Below are 18592 nucleotides of genomic sequence, written 5' to 3'. Positions count from 1 at the left end.
TCATCCTTTGCCCTGCCCGGACAGCATCCGGCCGACCAGTTGCGCTGTATAATCCACTATCGGAACGATGCGCCCGTAGTTCAGCCGTGTTGGACCGATAACTCCGATTGCACCGATGATCTTCCGGTCAGCGTTCATATAGGGAGAGACGACCAGAGAGGAACCCGAAAGTGAAAAAAGCTTGTTCTCAGACCCAATAAAAATGCGCACACCATCGCCATCTTGTGTCAGGTTCAGAAATTCTGCGATATCTCGTTTGCGCTCCAGCTCGTCGAACAGGTCACGAATGCGTTCCAGGTCCTGCGGTTCGGCCAAAAGATTCGAACGCCCCCGGACAATCAACCGTTCATAGGCGGTGCCTTTATCCTCCCACTCCGCCAAACCCTGCTCCACCATATCAGCCGCAAGCGTGTCCAGCTCGGCGCGCCGGGCGCCGATTTCACGCGAAATCACCTCACGCAATTCGCTCAACGTGCGGCCCTCGGCCAGTGCGTTGATGAAATTCGCTGCCTCGCGCATGGAGGATGGGGTTTGCCCCGGTGGCGGCTGAAACACCCGGTTTTCAACCTGTCCATCCGCAAACACCAAAACCACCAAGGCCCGTTCCGCCCCAAGCGCCACAAATTCAATATGTTTGATCGGCGCTTCGTGCTTTGGGGTTAGAACCAAAGACGCCCCATGGGTAATTCCAGATAAGGCAGAACCAACCCGATCCATCAATGATCCGACATTGGGATCGCTGCTCCCCATTGTGGCATCCAATGCGGCACGATCATCAGCGCCAAGCTGACCCACCTCCATGAAGCCATCCACAAACATCCGCAGCCCCTGCTGCGTTGGGATGCGCCCTGCCGAGACATGCGGACTGTCCAACAGCCCCATATATTCAAGATCGTTCATCACATTACGGATCGTCGCGGCCGACAGCTTCTCGCTCATCATCCGGGTCAGCGTGCGTGACCCAACGGGATCGCCCGTTTCAAGATAGCCTTCAACCACACGCCGAAAAACTTCGCGCGACCGATCGTTCAAATCTGTCATAATCTTCGTCTGTTCGCTCATGTCGCTGCCCATATGGTATGCGCAGTAAAGTCTGCGCCAACTGCCGCGTCAATCCACCGTTCTTCGCCACGGTGGGGCTTGCATCATGCGTAGCTTGCGCGCAAATGACATCAGACCAATCTGGAAAGGACGGATCATGCGCCCCTCAGGCCGGAAACTAAGCGAAATGCGCGCCATTTCAATCGAAACCGGGATCACAAAACACGCGGAGGGCTCTTGCCTGATCAAAGTGGGTGACACCCATGTTCTATGCACTGCGACGATCGAAGATCGCGCGCCGTCATTCCTGAAGGGCTCTGGCCTGGGGTGGGTGACTGCGGAATATGGCATGTTGCCGCGCGCGACCAACACCCGCAACCGTCGCGAATCCGCAATGGGTAAGCAGCAGGGCCGGACGGTAGAAATTCAGCGCCTGATCGGCCGGGCGTTGCGCGCCGGTGTAGACCGCTCTGCGCTGGGTGAACGCCAGATCGTTGTGGATTGCGATGTGATCCAGGCCGATGGCGGCACACGCTGCGCGGCGATCACCGGTGGTTGGGTCGCGCTGAAGCTGGCGGTGAACAAGCTGATGAAGAAGGGGATCATCGTCTCTGATCCGCTAATCGACCCTGTTGCGGCAGTTTCTTGTGGAATCTATGCGGGCCAAATGGTCTGCGATTTGGATTATGCAGAAGATTCAGAGGCCGGCACCGATGGTAATTTCATTATGACCGGCTCTGGCAAGCTGATCGAGGTACAAATGTCTGCCGAGGGATCCACGTTTAACCGTGACCAGCTGAACGGGCTGATGGATCTGGCAGAGGCAGGAATTGCCGAGTTGGTGGCAGCACAGAGAGAGGCCGTGAAATGAGACCGTTTTCCGGCAAGAAACTGCTAGTTGCGACCCATAACCAAGGCAAGCTGGACGAAATTTCCGCCATGTTAGAGCCTTTCGGGATCGAATGTGTGGGTGCGGCAGCGATGAACCTGTCAGAGCCGGATGAAACCGAAACCACCTTTGTCGGTAACGCCCGCATCAAGGCGCATGCCGCAGCAAAGGCCACAGGTTTGCCGGCCCTGTCCGATGACAGCGGCATCGAAGTGGATTGTTTGGATGGCGCACCCGGCGTCTATACCGCGGATTGGGCCGAAACATCCAATGGCCGCGATTTTAAAATGGCGATGGAAAAAACGTGGAACGCCTGCGAAGAGAAGGGCGCCGATCAGCCGCGTCATGCACGCTTTCGGTCGACCCTGGTATTGGCGTGGCCGGATGGGCATGACGAGGTGTTTGAAGGCAAGGTCGAGGGCGAATTGGTCTGGCCAATGCGCGGGCTAGAGGGTCACGGTTATGATCCGATGTTTCAGCCGCAAGGCTATGATATCACCTTTGGCGAGATGGACGCAGCCGAGAAAAATCGTATCAGCCACCGCGCCGATGCGTTCAACAAATTCACCAAGGCGCTTGAGGTGCAAAATGGCTAAGAAGCTGGTATCCGGCGGCTCCCCCTATGAGCCAAAGCTGGGGTATTCCCGTGCCGTCGTTCAAGGCAACTGGTGTTTTATCGCCGGTACCACGGGGGCAGATCCTGTCACCAAGACCTTTCCCGAGAGCGCCGAACTGCAGGCTCGCAATGCGCTGGCGACGATCAAAACGGTGCTAGAGGGCGAAGGTTTCACGTTAAACGACGTGGTCCGCGCCAGCTATATCATCACCGATGCAGCGCTGTTAGAAGAAATCGCGCCTGCGCTTGGCGATGCCTTTGGCGATATCCGCCCTGCGGCCACAATGATCGTCGCCGGCCTTGTTAATCCGGCGATGAAAGTAGAAATCGAAGTCACGGCGCTGCGCGGATGACAGATTGGCAGCGCGACGATTGGCAAAACGGCGGCTTCGGCCTTTATCTGCACTGGCCATTTTGCGCTGCCAAATGCCCCTATTGCGATTTTAATTCTCATGTATCGCAAAGTATCGACCAATCCCAATGGCAACGCGCCTACCTGTCGGAAATTGACCGGGTCGCGACCCTGACCCAGGGACGTATTCTGAACACTGTGTTCTTTGGCGGTGGCACACCGTCACTGATGGATCCTGACCTGGTAGCAGCGATTTTGGAACGCGTTCGCGACCGCTGGACGCTGTCGAATGATGTGGAAATCACGCTGGAGGCAAACCCGACCAGCATCGAATCCTCACGTTTTCGCGGCTATTCCGATGCCGGCGTCAATCGGGTCTCTATGGGGATGCAGGCTCTCAATGATGGGGATTTGCGTCGTTTGGGTCGAATGCACAGTGTCGCGGAAGGGCGTCGCGCTTTTGATATTGCAAGATCAGTTTTTGATCGGGTCAGCTTTGACCTGATCTATGCCCGACAAGACCAGGACCTGGCCGCATGGACAGCGGAACTGTCCGAAGCCTTGTCCATGGCCATTGATCATCTGTCACTTTATCAACTGACGATCGAAGACGGCACCGTATTTGGTGCGCGCGCCGATCGCGGCCAATTGCGCGGTTTACCCCAGGACGATGACGCCGCTGACATGTATCTTGCCACACAAGATATTTGCGAAGCCGCTGGCTTTCCCGCGTATGAAGTTTCAAACCATGCGCGGCCTGGTGCCGAAAGCCGGCATAATTCAATCTACTGGCGGTATGGTGACTATGCTGGCATCGGCCCCGGGGCACATGGGCGCTTGACGCTGCAGGGCCAGCGTTATGCCACTGATACCGACAAATCCCCTGCCCTGTGGTTGGAAAAAGTTTCTTCGCTTGGAACCGGCGAATCCACCCGCGATGAGCTTCCAAAAGACGAGCAGGTTATTGAATTTCTACTGTTCGGTTTGCGTCTACGCGAGGGAATTGACCCGCAACGGTATCGCGCGTTGGCTGGGATGGGGTTACCGCAAGACAAACTGCGCGACCTGACCGCGTTGGGGATGATTGAATGCTCTGACAGAAACATTCGCGCCACCAATAAAGGCCGCGCAGTGTTGAATGCTGTAATCAGAGAACTGCTCCCCTGATGCGTGTGCTTTGGCTAATCGCAGCGTGCATCGCCTTTAGCCTTGGGTTGATCGGTGTCGTCTTGCCGCTTTTGCCAACCGTGCCGTTCATGCTTTTGGCAGCGATGTGCTTCGCCAGGTCATCCGAGCGATTGCATCATTGGCTGATCACGCATCCAAGATTTGGTCCACCCATTGCAAATTGGCAAGAGCACGGCGCAATTTCCCGTCGGGCCAAATATGCGGCAACCCTTTCCATTATCATCGCATTTTCGATTTCAGTCGGACTTGGGTTGCCGCGTATGTTACTGGGCGTTCAGGCCGCAACATTGTGCTGTGTCATGATCTTTATCTGGACCAGGCCGGACCGCTAAATCAGCGGCCTCCGCCCAAAACCTGGCAAATCAAATCCAATTCTTCCAGGTCTTTATAACGGATCACAAACTCGCCGCCTTCTTCACCCTTGTGGTTGATCTCCACCTTCATACCAAGTGTAGCTGTTAGATCACCTTCTAGTGCCCGAGTATCCGCATCCTTCTCGGTCTTGGGGCCACGCGGACGTGATGTTGTTGGCTTCGGACCTTTCGCAAGGCGTTCAACTTCACGCACAGACATGCCTTTGGCCACCGCATCTTTCGCCAATTTGATCGGATCGGCCGCTGTGATCATTGCCCGCGCATGGCCTGCCGTCAGCTGTCCTTCGCGAAGGTAGGTTTGAACTTCTTCTGGTAATTGCAAAAGGCGTAGCAGATTCGCAATATGCGAGCGGCTTTTAGATAGGGCTTCGGCCATCCGTTCTTGCGTATGCCCAAACCGATCCATCAACTGACGATATCCTAGCGCCTCTTCGAGTGGATTTAAATCATCCCGCTGGATGTTTTCAATGATCGCAACTTCCAGAACCTCGGTATCCGTAAATTCACGGACGATCACAGGAAGCTCATGCAACTGCGCAAGCTGCGACGCGCGCCATCGGCGTTCACCCGCAACGATTTCATAATGGTCGTCTTTTGTCGGGTGCTTACGAACAATTAACGGCTGAATAACGCCCTTTTCCCGAATCGACGCAGCCAGTTCCTCAAGCTTCTCTTGAACAAAGGTACGGCGTGGCTGATCTGGATTGGGTTCAATCCGTTCAATCGGAATAAAGCTTTCTGGACGGCGCGGCATTTCTGAACCTGACGTTTCAACATTTACATCTGCCATCAGTGCAGAAAGACCACGGCCAAGGCCGCGACGTTCATTACGCTTATTCATGGCTTATCCCTTCCGTTTGGCCGCATCATGGCGTGCCAAAAGTTCCTGCCCCAAGGCGCGATACGCAACCGCGCCCCGTGAGTTTCCATCATATGTCAAAACCGGCTGCGCATGCGACGGCGCTTCGGACACGCGGACATTGCGCGGAATCATTGTCCGGAATACCAATTCACCAAGCGTAGCGCGCGCGTCAGCCTCAACCTGTTGCGACAAATTATTGCGCACATCATACATGGTTAAAACGATACCCTCAATCCGCAGATCCTTGTTGGCGCTTTGACGGACCTCCCGAATGGTCAGCATCAACTGTGAAAGGCCTTCCAGCGCAAAAAATTCCGCTTGCAACGGAACAAGAACGGATTGCGACGCCACCATAGCATTGACCGTTAGAAGGCTCAGTGAGGGCGGGCAATCAATCAAAATGTAGTCCAGCGCATACTGATCAATCTCTGGCTGGCGTAGCGCGTCATGCAGTAGGAAGCTACGCTTTTCGCTGGAAACAAGTTCCATATCGGCTGAGGATAAATCCGTCGTCGCCGGGCTAAGCCACAGTCCATCAATCTCTGTCTTCATCAGCACGTCGGACAGTTTAACATCATCCAACAGCAAATCATAAGTGCTGTAGTTTCTATCATCTGTTTCAACGCCAAGCCCAGTTGATGCATTTCCTTGCGGATCTAAATCCACAAGAAGAACACGGCAGCCTTGTTCAACCAATGCGGCCGCGAGGTTGATTGATGTCGTTGTTTTTCCAACACCACCCTTCTGATTGGCGATGGAAATGATCCGGGGAAGTGGTGGGCGACTTAGATCAGACACGCGAGACTCCTGATATTCTTAAAATTGCAGCCGCTTCATTGGTATAACTTTGGATAGGATCGCATTCAAACCGCCATTTATCCTTCGCCGCCACGACTTCATTTTTCCAAGTTTCACCTTTAGAAAAGAGCGCGGTGCCATCTTCAAGCAAATGACGTTCTGCAAATTCGAGCAATAAATCGAGTGACGCTAGAGCGCGGGCGCTTAATACATTGGCACGAGCAGGTTCCAACGCCTCAATACGCGTGGCGTGAACTTCAACATTCAGCGACAGTTCTCTTGCAACCGTGCTTAGAAAAATAGATTTCCGCTGATCGCTTTCCACTAAATGCATGCGAAATTCAGGAGAGAACTCGGCCGCCAGGATCGCGCAAACAAGTCCCGGAAACCCCCCTCCGGATCCGATATCAAGCCAAATACCCGACCGAAGGTTTGTTTCTGCAAACATTTGCGCGGAATCTAGAAAATGGCGGCTCCATAAATCTGGGATTGTGGACTTTGACACAAGATTAATCGCCGGATTCCATTTTATTATCAGAGACTGATAATGTGCGAACCGCTCTAATGTTTCACGTGAAACATTAGAGCCTAAAATTTCTGACAGTTGCTCTTGCATTACAAAGCCTTCACTCGTGCTTCTTGCCGGAGTTTTGCTAAGATAAGCGCTAACGCGGCAGGCGTAACACCTTCGATCCGGGCCGCATGACCAAGCGTTGCTGGCTGAGCTTTAACCAGCTTAGCTGTTAGCTCATTGGAAAGTCCGCTCAACGCGCTGTAATCATAATTTTCAGGAATGCGCCAGGCCTCATCCCGTTTCATCGCCTCGATATCTCGATCCTGACGTTTGAGGTAATTCACATATAGCGCGTCTTTGGAAAGCTGAGCAGCTACATCTGGTTCAATTCCTGCCAGTTGAGGTAAAGCAGCCGAAAGTTGGTCAAAATTAATATCTGGGAAAGATAAAAGCGAATAAGCAGACCGGCGTTGTCCATCTTGGTTCACCCGAAAGCCATGCACCACAGCTTCCTTCGGCGTAAGCGTCGCATTTTGCAAAATATTGCGTCCGGCTTCCAGCTTGTCGCATTTATCCTCAAACATCCTCTTACGCTCTTCTCCACAAAGGCCCAGCTGAATGGCCCGCGGCGTCAGTCGTTGATCAGCATTGTCGGCACGCAATGATAACCGGAATTCTGCACGAGAAGTAAACATCCGATAAGGTTCCGTAACGCCGCGATTGATCAAATCATCGACCATCACCCCAATATAGCTTGTAGAGCGGCTGAAGACTTCACTAACCTTTCCCGCTGCCATCAAAGCAGCGTTCAGACCGGCAACCAGTCCCTGCGCTGCAGCTTCTTCATAACCGGTCGTGCCATTAATCTGCCCAGCAAGGAAAAGATTGGGCATGTCGCGCAGTTCCAGCGCCGCTGTTAAGCTGCGCGGGTCGATAAAATCATACTCAATTGCATAGCCCGGCTGGAGAATCGAAACATTTTCAAGCCCTTTGATGGACCGAACATATTGATCCTGAATATCAACCGGCAAAGACGTTGAAATCCCATTCGGATATACGGTGTCATCATCAAGCCCTTCAGGTTCCAGAAAGATCTGATGGGAGGTTTTATCACTGAATCGGACGATTTTATCTTCAATGGATGGGCAATATCTCGGCCCTATACCATCGATATGGCCACCGTACATCGCAGATTGCCCAAGATTATCCCGGATAATATCATGCGTCTTCTCATTCGTATGCGTAATCCCGCAAGAAATCTGCTTTACGAACGGAGTTCTATGCTTAAACGAAAATAGCTCTGGGATCTCATCTCCCGGCTGCGTCTCCAATTGCGCCCAGTCAATTGTCTTACCATCCAAACGCGGTGGCGTTCCGGTTTTCAGTCGCCCCATTGGAAGATTCAAAGACAAAAGGCGGTCGGCCAATTTCACCGACGCTTTATCCCCCATCCGTCCTCCGGATGACCGCTGATCGCCAATATGGATCACACCGCGCAAAAAGGTCCCTGTTGTAAGGATCACTGCAGACGAAGAAATTCTGCTACCGTCAGCTAAGATTACCCCAGATGCCTTACAATTTTTAATAATAAGGTCTTCAACCTCTGCTTCAATGACATCGAGATTTGGTTGAGCCACTGTCAGATCAAAGATTGCCTGACGGTAAAGTTTACGATCACTTTGGGTTCGGGGGCCCTGAACCGCAGGTCCCTTTCGACGGTTCAATAATCGGAACTGGATGCCAGATCTATCCGCCGCGACACCCATCACGCCGTCAAAAGCATCAATTTCGCGTACCAAATGCCCTTTACCCAATCCGCCGATTGCAGGATTACAAGACATTACCCCAATCGTATCTTTGCGCAGGGTGATCAAGGCAGTTTTCGCACCCGCCCGGGCAGACGTATGCGCGGCCTCAGTGCCAGCATGTCCGCCGCCGACAACGATAACATCAAAATGTTTCACGTGAAACACTCCCTATTTCCCGATGCAAAAACTAGAAAAAACTTCATCCAGAAGATGCTCAACATCAACCCGACCGACCAATGATTCAAGCGAGCGCGCGGCGTCACGAAGATATTCCGCTGCCAGTTCAGGTTGATCAAGATCGCTGCATAGCTCACCCTGGGCCGATTCCAAAGCCCCGAATGCATCTAATAGTAAAATTCGATGTCGTTCACGCGACAAAAGTCCGGCACCTTGAACACGATGTATCAGAATATCTGTAAGCCGCTCAATAAGCTCCTGAACCCCCTGCCCGGTTTTACCGGAGACCGAAAATTCATCCTGGGTGGAGATGTCCGCCTTACCACGCACCACGATATCGCCTTCTGAGGGCGAGAGCATCGGAACATCCTCACCATCCAAAAGGAAGATACGCAGATCGGCTGTTTTCGCTCGCTGAATCGCCCGGTCAACCCCTATTGATTCGACAACATCATCGGTGTTCCGCAACCCAGCCGTATCCAGCAGTGTCACAGACAAGCCAGACAGATCCATTCGAACTTCAATTACATCGCGGGTTGTTCCAGCAACTTCAGATGTAATTGCGGCATCTCGTCCCGCCAAAGCATTCAATAACGTCGACTTGCCCGCGTTCGGACGACCGACGATCGCCACCTCAAACCCATCACGGATCCGTTCAGCGGCTGAAAATCTATCCAGCTCTGCTTTCAAACTAGCGCGCACAGATGTCAACGCCGCCGTGACCTCTGGTGAGACATCAACCGGAACATCTTCATCAGCGAAATCGATCGTGGCTTCCAATAAGGCTGCAGCACGAATCAAACCTTTTCGCCAGTCTTCTACAACTTTACCAACAGCGCCAGACAAAACTTTCAGTGCTTGTTTTCTCTGGGACTCTGTTTCCGCGTCTATCAGATCGGACAGCCCTTCGACCTGGCTTAAATCCAGCCGTCCATTTTCCAATGCGCGACGGGTGAACTCCCCGGGCTCTGCCAACCGCAAATCATCAATGTCAGATAGCGCGCGCAGTACAGCAGTTACTGTCGCAACTGCACCATGGATATGAAGTTCAGCAACTTGTTCACCGGTGAAACTCGCGCCGGCCTCAAAACATAAAACCACAGCTTCATCCAATGCCTCACCGTCAAGGTGAAGCATGCGCAACCCCGCCTGACGCGGTTGCGGCAATTTTCCAGCCAATAAACGCGTAGCTTCCCATGCGTTCGGGCCAGAAATACGAATGACGGCCACCCCCGCTTTTCCGCGGGCGGTGGCCAATGCATAAATCGTGTCCATCTATATCCCTCTCGGGAAACGGTATTAACCGTTCATCGAGTCGAAGAATTCCGAATTTGACTTGGTTTGCTTGAGTTTGGAAATCAAAAACTCGACAGCATCCGTTGTGCCCATCGGGTTCAAGATCCGGCGCAAAAGGTAGGTTTTCTGCAGGTCTTTTGGATCGACCAACAGATCCTCTTTCCGGGTGCCGGATTTCAAGATGTCCATAGCTGGGAAAACCCGCTTATCGGCAACTTTACGATCCAACACGATCTCAGAATTACCTGTCCCTTTGAACTCTTCAAAGATGACTTCATCCATCCGCGATCCCGTGTCAATCAATGCAGTCGCAATGATGGTCAGCGAACCACCCTCTTCGATGTTACGTGCCGCACCAAAGAAACGTTTTGGGCGCTGCAACGCATTCGCATCCACACCACCGGTCAGGACTTTGCCTGACGATGGGACAACCGTGTTGAACGCGCGGCCCAGACGGGTGATCGAATCCAGCAAAATCACAACATCGCGCTTATGTTCCACAAGACGCTTGGCTTTTTCCATCACCATTTCTGACACAGCAACGTGGCGCGTCGCCGGTTCGTCGAAAGTTGAGGCAACAACCTCCCCTTTTACCGAACGCTGCATATCCGTCACCTCTTCAGGGCGTTCATCGATCAGCAGCACGATCAGATAGCATTCGGGATGGTTTTTTGCGATCGACGCCGCGATATTTTGCAGCAGAACCGTCTTACCCGTGCGCGGCGGCGCAACGATCAACGAACGTTGACCCTTACCGATGGGTGACACCAAATCAATGATCCGCGCCGAGCGATCTTTGATGGTCGGATCTTCAATTTCCATTTTCAGCCGCTCATCGGGATACAATGGCGTCAGGTTATCAAAGGCCACTTTGTGGCGCGCTTTGTCGGGATCTTCGTAATTGATCACTTCAACTTTTGTCAGCGCGAAATACCGTTCATTTTCGCCTGGCGCGCGAATGATTCCTTCGACTGTATCACCCGTGCGCAGCGAATGCTGGCGGATCATATCGGGCGAAACATAGATATCATCGGGACCTGGCAAATAGTTCGCCTCGGTTGAGCGCAAAAAGCCAAACCCGTCTTGCAGAACTTCCAACACGCCATCACCGCCGATGGTGATTTCATCTTCTGCATGTTCTTTCAGAAGGGCGAACATCATTTCGCCCTTACGCATTGTCGATGCGTTTTCAATTTCCCATTCTTCGGCCATCGCCAGCAGCACTTTGGGGCTTTTGGCTTTCAGGTCAGACAGGTTTAAACGCTCGTCGCCAGTGCGTTCTTCCCCGATGGAAAAACGAAGATCTTCTGTAGCTTGGATTTCGTCGGACATCATACACTCTCAGGCGCGATGGTCATGACCCGCGCAGAATTATCGTCAAAATGAATCGTTTTGGGATACCGCTCGGCCAGGACGACCGTGGTTTAAATCCGCTCATAGGCCCAACGACGCGTTGAGTCAATCTATCTTAGAATTTCACGATGACCGCGATCACGATCGCAACCATAAAAATTGTGGGAATTTCGTTCATCAGCCGATAGCGGCGACCGGTCAATTTGTTTTGCCCGGCGGCAAACATCTTTCGCTGCACGCCACACCAATGGTGAAACCATGTCATTCCAATCACGGCGGCCGCTTTCACCCATGGCCAAGCCGAGCTCCAATCAACGATGCCCGGCGTTAGCACCATGGCCAAACCAAAAACCCATGTCGCAATCATTGCCGGGTTCATAATCGCCCGCAAAAGCAACCGTTCCTGATGGCAAAACAGTTGATCCATGTCAGAACCCGGGATCACGCCCTGCTTTCTAAGCCCTTCAACATGATAAACAAATAAACGGGGTAGATAAAACAGGCCTGCCATCCAGGCGATCACCGCCATCACATGTATGCTTTTGATCCAGACATAGCTGGTTGCTAGAAAATCTTGGATCAGGTCTACCATGTTATCTCCGCTTTGGCGCCCATTACTTAATTAAAGATAAAAAGAAAATAAAGATGATGATGATAGTAGGGCCTGTGGATACTGTGGATCCACGCGAAATTCACAGGTTTTCCACAGGTGGATGTTTATTCTTTTGCACTGCTGTAAGTTTTCATAGAAAATCTTTTTTATAGATTTATAACAACGGCTTGTTCAACATTTCCTAAAGTAAAATACATGTGGATAACTTGGTGGATAGCTGAGGTTTCAAAAGATTCGTTCCCAATAGGCTGAATCGGTTTCTCACAGGTGGAAAAGATTACCGAAACCTTGACAAAACCCACCCATATTGTGGAGGAAACAGCAGATCCGATGTTACCCCCCTATTCATCCCTAGGCTTTTGCGCGCGGTTATCCACATGACAATCCCCATCCTTCTTGCTTCTGCTTCTGAAATCCGCGCGACGCTGCTGCGTAACGCCGGGCTGGATGTGGCGGTGGAGCCGGCACGGATTGATGAAGAGATGATCCGGCGTGCTTTGTTGGCCGAAGACGCACCGCCGCGCGACGTTGCGGACACTTTGGCAGAGCTGAAAGCACAGAAATTATCACGTAAAACACCGGGCATTTTGACACTTGGGGCGGATCAGGTCTTGGCCTGTGGTGCGCAGCTGTATTCCAAACCCGAAACCCCGGAAGATGCGATTGCGCAGTTGCAACAATTGTCAGGCAAAACGCACCAGCTTTTATCTGCATTGGTTGCGATGCGCGATGGGGAGCCCCTGTGGCGCCACGTTGGTGTTGTGCGTTTAACCATGAGAGAGCTGTCCGACGCGTTCATTACTGATTACGTTGCACGCAACTGGGACAGCATTCGCCATTCTGTCGGCAGCTATAAGCTGGAAGAAGAAGGTATTCGCCTGTTTTCCAAAGTGGATGGTGATTACTTTGCTGTATTGGGATTGCCATTGATGGAATTTCTAAACTGGCTACACGCCCGAGGAGAGCTAACGACATGACGGATCATGAAAATGTGCCGCTGGCAGCCGTTATCGGGCATCCGATCGCACATTCCAAATCGCCTGTTTTGCAGCGATATTGGCTCGACCATTATGGCATTTCTGGCCATTATGTGCCTATGGATGTGCTGCCAGAGGATTTTGAGCAGGTGCTACGCACCCTTCCGAAGGCGGGGTTTGTAGGTTGCAATGTAACAATCCCGCATAAAGAAGCCGCGTTGAAAATCGCGGATCAAATGTCGGATCGCGCGGCATTGATCGGCGCAGCGAATACCTTGATTTTCTTGCCTGATGGTAAGATTTACGCTGACAATACAGATGGTTATGGATTTACCGCCAACTTGCGTGACGCAGCGCCCTACTGGGATCCAACCGGCAGCCCCGCTGCGGTGATCGGCGCGGGTGGGGCATCGCGGGCGATTGTGGCATCTTTGCTTGAGGTCGGCACACCTGAAATCCGTATTTCCAACCGTACCCGCATCCGGGCGGAACAATTGCGCGAAGAATTCGGCGCGCGGCTTGTGGTATATGATTGGGCGCAAGCCGGGAATATGTTTGACGGTGCGGGTACTGTGGTGAACACATCGTCACTCGGGATGGTAGGTCAGGATGAATTTCCTATCCCGATTGATGCATTGTCACCTGATGCCGTGGTGACGGATATCGTTTATACCCCGCTGAAAACACGGTTGCTGCAATTGGCTGAAGCGCGCGGCTGCACGATTGTCGATGGGCTGGGCATGCTACTTCATCAGGCTGTGCCAGGGTTTGAACGGTGGTTTGGACAAAGGCCAGAGGTCACCCCTGCCCTACGTGACACGGTGTTGAACGCATGAGCCCGTTCTGCCTTGGGCTGACAGGATCGATTGGAACCGGAAAATCAACCACGGCGCAGATGTTTCGTGATGCCGGTGTTTCGGTTTGGGATGCCGATGCCACAGTTCGCGCGCTATATGCGAAAGGCGGCGCTGCGGTCGAGCCGCTTCGGCAGCTGTTTCCAGCGGTCATTACCGCAGATGAGGTTGACCGCAGCACGTTGAAATCATTGATCGCGTCAGATGAAACGGTTCTGGCTCAGCTGGAAGCCATCGTTCATCCATTGACCCAGTCATCACGAAACGTCTTTTTGCGGGCCAACGCAGATGCGGATCTGGTGGTGTTAGATATTCCGCTTTTGTTTGAAACCGGGGCGGATCTGGATTGTGATGCGGTATTGGTTGTTACGGTCGCGCCTGAAGTCCAACGTGCGCGGGTGCTTGCGCGTGGCACAATGACCGAAGATCAGTTGGATATGATCTTGGCGCGGCAGATGCCAGATGCCGAAAAACGCATCAGGGCGGATTTCATTTTGCGCTGTGACACGCTTGAAGACACACGCGCGGGCGTGCAAAATCTGATCAAACGGCTGACGACATAGGGGAACCCTCATGCGGGAAATCGTGCTTGATACGGAAACCACCGGTTTTGAACCCGGATCGGGGGACCGTATTGTTGAAATCGGCGCGGTTGAACTGTTGAACCACATGCCGACAGGGCGACATTATCATCAATATATCAACCCTGAACGCCCGATGCCGGAAGATGCCTTTAAGGTGCACGGGCTTGGTGATGATTTTCTGCGCGATAAGCCGGTGTTTGCGAAAATCGGGCAAGAGTTTCTGGATTTCATCGGTGAAGATTCGGTTCTGGTGATTCACAACGCCAGTTTTGATATGAAATTCCTGAATGCCGAGCTGGGCTGGGTCAATCTGCCGCTGATCCCGATGGAACGGTCTTTGGATACGCTGATGATCGCGCGGCGGAAATTTCCCGGCTCTCCTGCGTCTTTGGATGCGTTGTGCCGACGCTTTGGAATTGATAATGCCGCGCGGACTTTGCACGGCGCGTTATTGGATAGTGAAATCCTCGCAGAGGTCTATCTGGAACTGATTGGCGGGCGCCAACCCGGCTTTGGGCTGGATTTGGGCAACAGCGGGTCAACAACCGGGGCTGCGCAACCCGAATGGCGTCCTCAGCCGCGGCCACGGCCGCTACAGCCAAAACTGACCGAGGAAGAGTCTCTAGCGCATGAAAAATTCGTCAAAGCGCTTGGCGAAAACCCGATTTGGTATCGTTGACCGGGCGATAAAAGATAACAAAACAGCCAGTTTTTTGAAAATAATCATTTAATGATTGGTCATTTGGCCTTACATGCTGCGTGTTCTGGAAATTGGGGGAGGTGGCCCATGCTAGACTTTACTGTGATGCGTGCGACGCTGGCTGACTATTATGATTTGACGCCTTCGGTCGAATTGGCCGAAGCGCTAAGTGATATCCATGCAAAGATGGAGCGGGTGATCCCGTTTCCTGATTTCGTGCGATACGCGCCCTATATCGCCGCGATCAACAAGCTGAAGGCCGAAAAAAACGCGGTCATTCTAGCGCATAACTACATGACACCCGAGATTTATCACGGTGTGGCGGATGTTGTGGGCGACAGTTTGCAATTGGCGATTGAGGCCACGAAGGTCAAAGAAGACATCATCGTTCAATGCGGTGTGCATTTCATGGCAGAAACCTCAAAGATTTTGAATCCGGCGAAAACGGTTCTGATCCCTGACGTAGAGGCTGGATGCTCCTTATCCGAAAGCATTACGGCGGCGGGCATCGACCAGATGCGGGCGAAATATCCGGGTGCACCCGTTGTGACCTATGTAAACACCACGGCAGAGGTCAAAGCCGCATCCGATATTTGCTGCACATCCTCCAATGCTGCACAAATTGTGCGGGCTTTGCCCGAACACACGGTAATTATGACCCCTGATCAGTATCTTGCGCAAAATGTCGCGCGCGAGGTGCCGGAAAAAAATGTTGTCTGGTGGGAAGGGTCATGCATCGTGCATGAGCAATATACTAAAGACGACATCAATGATTTCCGGGCGATGAATCCGGATACGACGATCATCGCACATCCTGAATGCCCGCCCGATGTTGTGGATGCCTGCGATTTCTCAGGTTCAACCAGCGGGATCATCGACTATGTGACGCAGAAAAAGCCGACAAAGGCGATGCTGGTCACTGAATGTTCGATGGCATCCAATATTTCGGACGCTTTGCCAGAGGTCGAATTCACAGGCCCCTGCAACATGTGCCCTTATATGAAGAAGATAACGCTGGAAAAGATCCTTTATGCGCTGCACACGATGGGTGAAGCGGTTGAGGTCGATCCTGTGGTGGCACAAAAGGCCAAAATTGCGGTGGAACGGATGATTGATCTGTCGCGGACATTGACGAAGTGAAAACGGTCCAGACCTCTCGGGTCATAATTGTTGGGGCCGGGATGGGTGCGCTTTATGCGGCGTTGCGTATTGCGCCCCGTCCAGTGCTTGTGATTTCACCAGAGCATCTGGGGCAGGGCGCGTCTTCTGCATGGGCGCAGGGTGGTGTAGCCGCTGCGATGTCCAGTGCCGATACGCCAGCTGCCCATGCCCAGGATACGTTGGCGGCTGGCGCGGGCACTGTTTCGGAACGTATCGCCCATCTGGTGACATCTGAGGCAGCGCAGCACATCCTAACGCTGACGGATCTGGGCACGCCGTTTGATCGTGATGCCGACGGCGGCTATGTGATGTCGCGCGAAGCTGCGCATTCCGCGGCCCGCGTCGTACGGGTCAAGGGCGATCAGGCCGGGCATGAGATCATGCAAAGCCTGGTGACGGCCATCCGCCAAACCCCATCTGTGCAGATTTGTGAAGCGATGATTGCATCTGGGTTGCAGGTGACAGATGGTCGGGTCGATGGCGTGTGGCTGGAACGGGCGGATGCGGCATCCGATCGCATTTTGCTTTCAGGTCCGGCGGTGCTTTTGGCCGGGGGCGGTTCTGGCGGTTTGTATTCGGTTACGACCAACCCGCCGCGCATTCGTGGTCAGGTGATTGGCATGGCCGCGCGGGCAGGGGCGGTGATTGCGGATCCTGAATTTGTGCAATTCCATCCTACCGCAATTGCCAGCGGTGAAGATCCCGCACCCTTGGCGACCGAAGCATTGCGTGGTGAGGGGGCGACACTGATCAACGCTGCGGGTGAACGTTTCATGCAACCCATCCATCCGGATGCAGAATTGGCGCCGCGTGATATCGTAGCGCGCGCGGTCTATCTGGAACGGCAGGCTGGGCGCGACCCGGCATTAGACACGCGAGACGCGATCGGCGCAGAGGTTCTGACAAAATTCCCCGCTGTGGCAGGCGCGTGTAAACGTGCTGGAATAGACCCTGTTTCGCAACCCATCCCGGTGGCGGCTGCCGCGCATTACCACATGGGTGGGATTGATACGAAAGAGGACGGCACTTCGTCTATCGATCGTCTTTGGGTCTGTGGCGAGGCATCGTCGACAGGGCTTCACGGGGCGAACCGCCTTGCGTCAAACGGTCTGCTAGAGGCGCTTGTTTACGCGCGGATCTGCGCGGATGAGATCGCTAAAACCCTGGGTGCAGAACAAGAGGCGCCACAGGTGCAGTTCGATTTCACAACAGGGCGCGACGCGGTTGATGAGGCGCTTGTAACCCGTTTGCGTCTTGCAATGACGGCGGGCGTTGGTGTGGTGCGTGATGCTGATGGGCTGAAAGCCGCATTGCATGAGATTGCGGCCGTCGAAGCGGCCGCGAAGACTGAGCATATGCGTAATATGACCGCGACTGCGACATTGATTGCGGCGGCGGCGCTGGCACGCGAAGAAAGCCGCGGCGGCCATTTCCGGTCTGATTTTCCGCAAGCCGATGCCGCGCAGGCAAGTCGGACAAAGATCACGCTTGAACAGGCTTTGACGCTGCGTGCGCAAGTCGTGGAGGCATTATGACCACTCGCTTACCAGATTTCATTCTTGAACCTCTTGTGAAAATGGCACTGATGGAAGATCTGTCTCCGATGGGGGATGCGACCACGCGTGCCGTGATCACAGAAGATTCCCATTTGACTGCCGTGATGAACGCGCGTGAGGCAGGGGTGATTTCGGGCATGCAGATGGCGCAGCTTGCCTTTTCATCTGTTGATCCGTCGCTGCGCGTCGAGACGTTGACCACAGACGGTGCCGCCTGTGTGCCGGGGCAGAAATTGATGACAATTACGGGCAACGCATCGTCGATCTTGATGGCGGAACGTGTGGCGTTGAATTTTGCGGGTCGGTTGTCGGGCATCGCCACGAAAACGGCGGCTTTTGTAGAACAAACCGCTGGAACACAGTGCCATATCACATGCACCCGAAAAACAACGCCGGGCCTACGGGTGGTTGAAAAGCAGGCCGTATTGCACGGTGGCGGCCGCAATCACCGCTACTCTTTGTCCGACGCGATCATGATAAAGGACAATCACATTGCAGCTGCCGGCGGCATCCGACAGGTGTTAACGGCGGCGACTGCAGCGCGCAGCCACATGATGCGGATTGAACTGGAATGTGACACGCTGGAACAGCTGCAATTGGCATTAGATGTTGGCGGCGCCGATGTTATCTTGCTGGATAATATGACCACCGAGCAAATGCGTAAGGCGGTGGAGATTGTAGCTGGCCGTGTGACATTGGAAGCCTCTGGCAATATGCGGCTGGACCGTGTGGCAGAGGTTGCCGCGACGGGCGTCGATTACATCTCGGCCGGTGCATTGACCCATTCTGCCATGACGTTGGATCTGGGTCTGGATTTCTAAGCAATAAAACATGCCGGGGGCGACAGTTTACGCCCGCGCATCGACATGGCCGCCAATA

Annotated in this window: 20 protein-coding genes; 12 read left to right on the top strand and 8 right to left on the bottom strand. The window is 53.4% G+C overall.

Translation table 11 applies throughout. The features are described 5' to 3' along the window. On the bottom strand, positions 1-1062 hold the full coding sequence (gene hrcA, locus BFP70_RS09730) for a heat-inducible transcriptional repressor HrcA (protein ID WP_066011346.1): 1062 nt from the start codon (positions 1060-1062) through the stop codon (positions 1-3). Positions 1063-1198: 136 nt separating this feature from the next. Between hrcA and rph the strand changes: the two genes are divergently transcribed. From rph to BFP70_RS09705, 5 genes are read left to right on the top strand one after another with little or no spacing between them, the layout of a single operon-like run. Continuing rightward, complete coding sequence (rph, locus tag BFP70_RS09725; RefSeq protein WP_066011345.1) at positions 1199-1912, top strand: ribonuclease PH; 714 nt, start codon at positions 1199-1201, stop codon at positions 1910-1912. Next, complete coding sequence (gene rdgB, locus BFP70_RS09720; protein WP_066011344.1) at positions 1909-2526, top strand: RdgB/HAM1 family non-canonical purine NTP pyrophosphatase; 618 nt, start codon at positions 1909-1911, stop codon at positions 2524-2526. The genes rph and rdgB overlap by 4 nt, the downstream gene beginning before the upstream one ends. Then, complete coding sequence (locus BFP70_RS09715) at positions 2519-2899, top strand: RidA family protein (protein ID WP_066011342.1); 381 nt, start codon at positions 2519-2521, stop codon at positions 2897-2899. Before rdgB ends, BFP70_RS09715 begins: the two co-directional genes overlap by 8 nt. After that, positions 2896-4065, top strand: coding sequence for a radical SAM family heme chaperone HemW (gene hemW, locus BFP70_RS09710; protein WP_066011340.1), 1170 nt, complete (start codon positions 2896-2898; stop codon positions 4063-4065). Before BFP70_RS09715 ends, hemW begins: the two co-directional genes overlap by 4 nt. Continuing rightward, on the top strand, positions 4065-4418 hold the full coding sequence (locus tag BFP70_RS09705; protein ID WP_066011338.1) for a YbaN family protein: 354 nt from the start codon (positions 4065-4067) through the stop codon (positions 4416-4418). Before hemW ends, BFP70_RS09705 begins: the two co-directional genes overlap by 1 nt. A 1-nt stretch (position 4419) precedes the next feature. Here the strand turns inward: BFP70_RS09705 and BFP70_RS09700 are convergent, their stop codons facing one another. From BFP70_RS09700 to BFP70_RS09670, 7 genes are all read right to left on the bottom strand, one after another. Further along, a complete protein-coding gene (locus BFP70_RS09700) occupies positions 4420-5301 on the bottom strand; it encodes a ParB/RepB/Spo0J family partition protein (protein ID WP_066011336.1) in 882 nt (293 codons plus the stop codon). A gap of 3 nt (positions 5302-5304) precedes the next feature. Next, positions 5305-6120, bottom strand: a complete 816-nt coding sequence (locus BFP70_RS09695) for a ParA family protein (RefSeq protein ID WP_066011335.1) — start codon at positions 6118-6120, stop codon at positions 5305-5307. Next, complete coding sequence (gene rsmG, locus BFP70_RS09690) at positions 6113-6736, bottom strand: 16S rRNA (guanine(527)-N(7))-methyltransferase RsmG (RefSeq protein WP_066011334.1); 624 nt, start codon at positions 6734-6736, stop codon at positions 6113-6115. The genes BFP70_RS09695 and rsmG overlap by 8 nt, the downstream gene beginning before the upstream one ends. Continuing rightward, positions 6736-8598: a tRNA uridine-5-carboxymethylaminomethyl(34) synthesis enzyme MnmG gene (mnmG, locus tag BFP70_RS09685; protein WP_066011333.1), complete on the bottom strand. Its 1863-nt coding sequence runs from the start codon at positions 8596-8598 to the stop codon at positions 6736-6738. The genes rsmG and mnmG overlap by 1 nt, the downstream gene beginning before the upstream one ends. 12 nt (positions 8599-8610) lie before the next feature. Further along, positions 8611-9894, bottom strand: a complete 1284-nt coding sequence (mnmE, locus tag BFP70_RS09680; protein ID WP_066011332.1) for a tRNA uridine-5-carboxymethylaminomethyl(34) synthesis GTPase MnmE — start codon at positions 9892-9894, stop codon at positions 8611-8613. A 24-nt stretch (positions 9895-9918) separates the two neighbouring features. Next, positions 9919-11127, bottom strand: a complete 1209-nt coding sequence (gene rho / locus BFP70_RS09675; RefSeq protein ID WP_255356664.1) for a transcription termination factor Rho — start codon at positions 11125-11127, stop codon at positions 9919-9921. 256 nt (positions 11128-11383) lie between these two features. After that, positions 11384-11848, bottom strand: coding sequence for a CopD family protein (locus tag BFP70_RS09670; protein WP_369820200.1), 465 nt, complete (start codon positions 11846-11848; stop codon positions 11384-11386). Between the two features lie 410 nt (positions 11849-12258). On the opposite strand from BFP70_RS09670, the gene BFP70_RS09665 reads away from it, so the two are divergent. The 7 genes from BFP70_RS09665 to nadC all read left to right on the top strand — a co-directional run bounded on the left by BFP70_RS09665 (position 12259) and on the right by nadC (position 18534). After that, positions 12259-12858: a nucleoside triphosphate pyrophosphatase gene (locus BFP70_RS09665; protein WP_066011328.1), complete on the top strand. Its 600-nt coding sequence runs from the start codon at positions 12259-12261 to the stop codon at positions 12856-12858. Further along, on the top strand, positions 12855-13694 hold the full coding sequence (locus tag BFP70_RS09660; protein ID WP_066011325.1) for a shikimate dehydrogenase: 840 nt from the start codon (positions 12855-12857) through the stop codon (positions 13692-13694). The genes BFP70_RS09665 and BFP70_RS09660 overlap by 4 nt, the downstream gene beginning before the upstream one ends. Further along, positions 13691-14275, top strand: coding sequence for a dephospho-CoA kinase (gene coaE / locus BFP70_RS09655; protein ID WP_066011319.1), 585 nt, complete (start codon positions 13691-13693; stop codon positions 14273-14275). Before BFP70_RS09660 ends, coaE begins: the two co-directional genes overlap by 4 nt. Before the next feature lie 10 nt (positions 14276-14285). Next, positions 14286-14975 carry a DNA polymerase III subunit epsilon gene (gene dnaQ, locus BFP70_RS09650; protein ID WP_066011316.1) on the top strand — a complete coding sequence of 230 codons (690 nt, stop codon included), beginning with the start codon at positions 14286-14288 and terminating at the stop codon, positions 14973-14975. Between the two features lie 108 nt (positions 14976-15083). After that, positions 15084-16136, top strand: a complete 1053-nt coding sequence (gene nadA / locus BFP70_RS09645; protein WP_066011313.1) for a quinolinate synthase NadA — start codon at positions 15084-15086, stop codon at positions 16134-16136. After that, positions 16133-17692, top strand: coding sequence for an L-aspartate oxidase (locus BFP70_RS09640; protein ID WP_066011311.1), 1560 nt, complete (start codon positions 16133-16135; stop codon positions 17690-17692). The genes nadA and BFP70_RS09640 overlap by 4 nt, the downstream gene beginning before the upstream one ends. Continuing rightward, a complete protein-coding gene (gene nadC, locus BFP70_RS09635) occupies positions 17689-18534 on the top strand; it encodes a carboxylating nicotinate-nucleotide diphosphorylase (protein ID WP_066011309.1) in 846 nt (281 codons plus the stop codon). The genes BFP70_RS09640 and nadC overlap by 4 nt, the downstream gene beginning before the upstream one ends. Positions 18535-18592: the final 58 nt, after the last annotated feature.

This window comes from Thioclava sp. SK-1 (genome assembly GCF_001705665.1).
In the GTDB taxonomy this organism is placed as follows: Bacteria; Pseudomonadota; Alphaproteobacteria; order Rhodobacterales; family Rhodobacteraceae; genus Thioclava.
The sequence above is the reverse complement of the archived record's forward strand: the minus strand, read 5'-3'. Positions and strand labels throughout refer to the sequence as shown.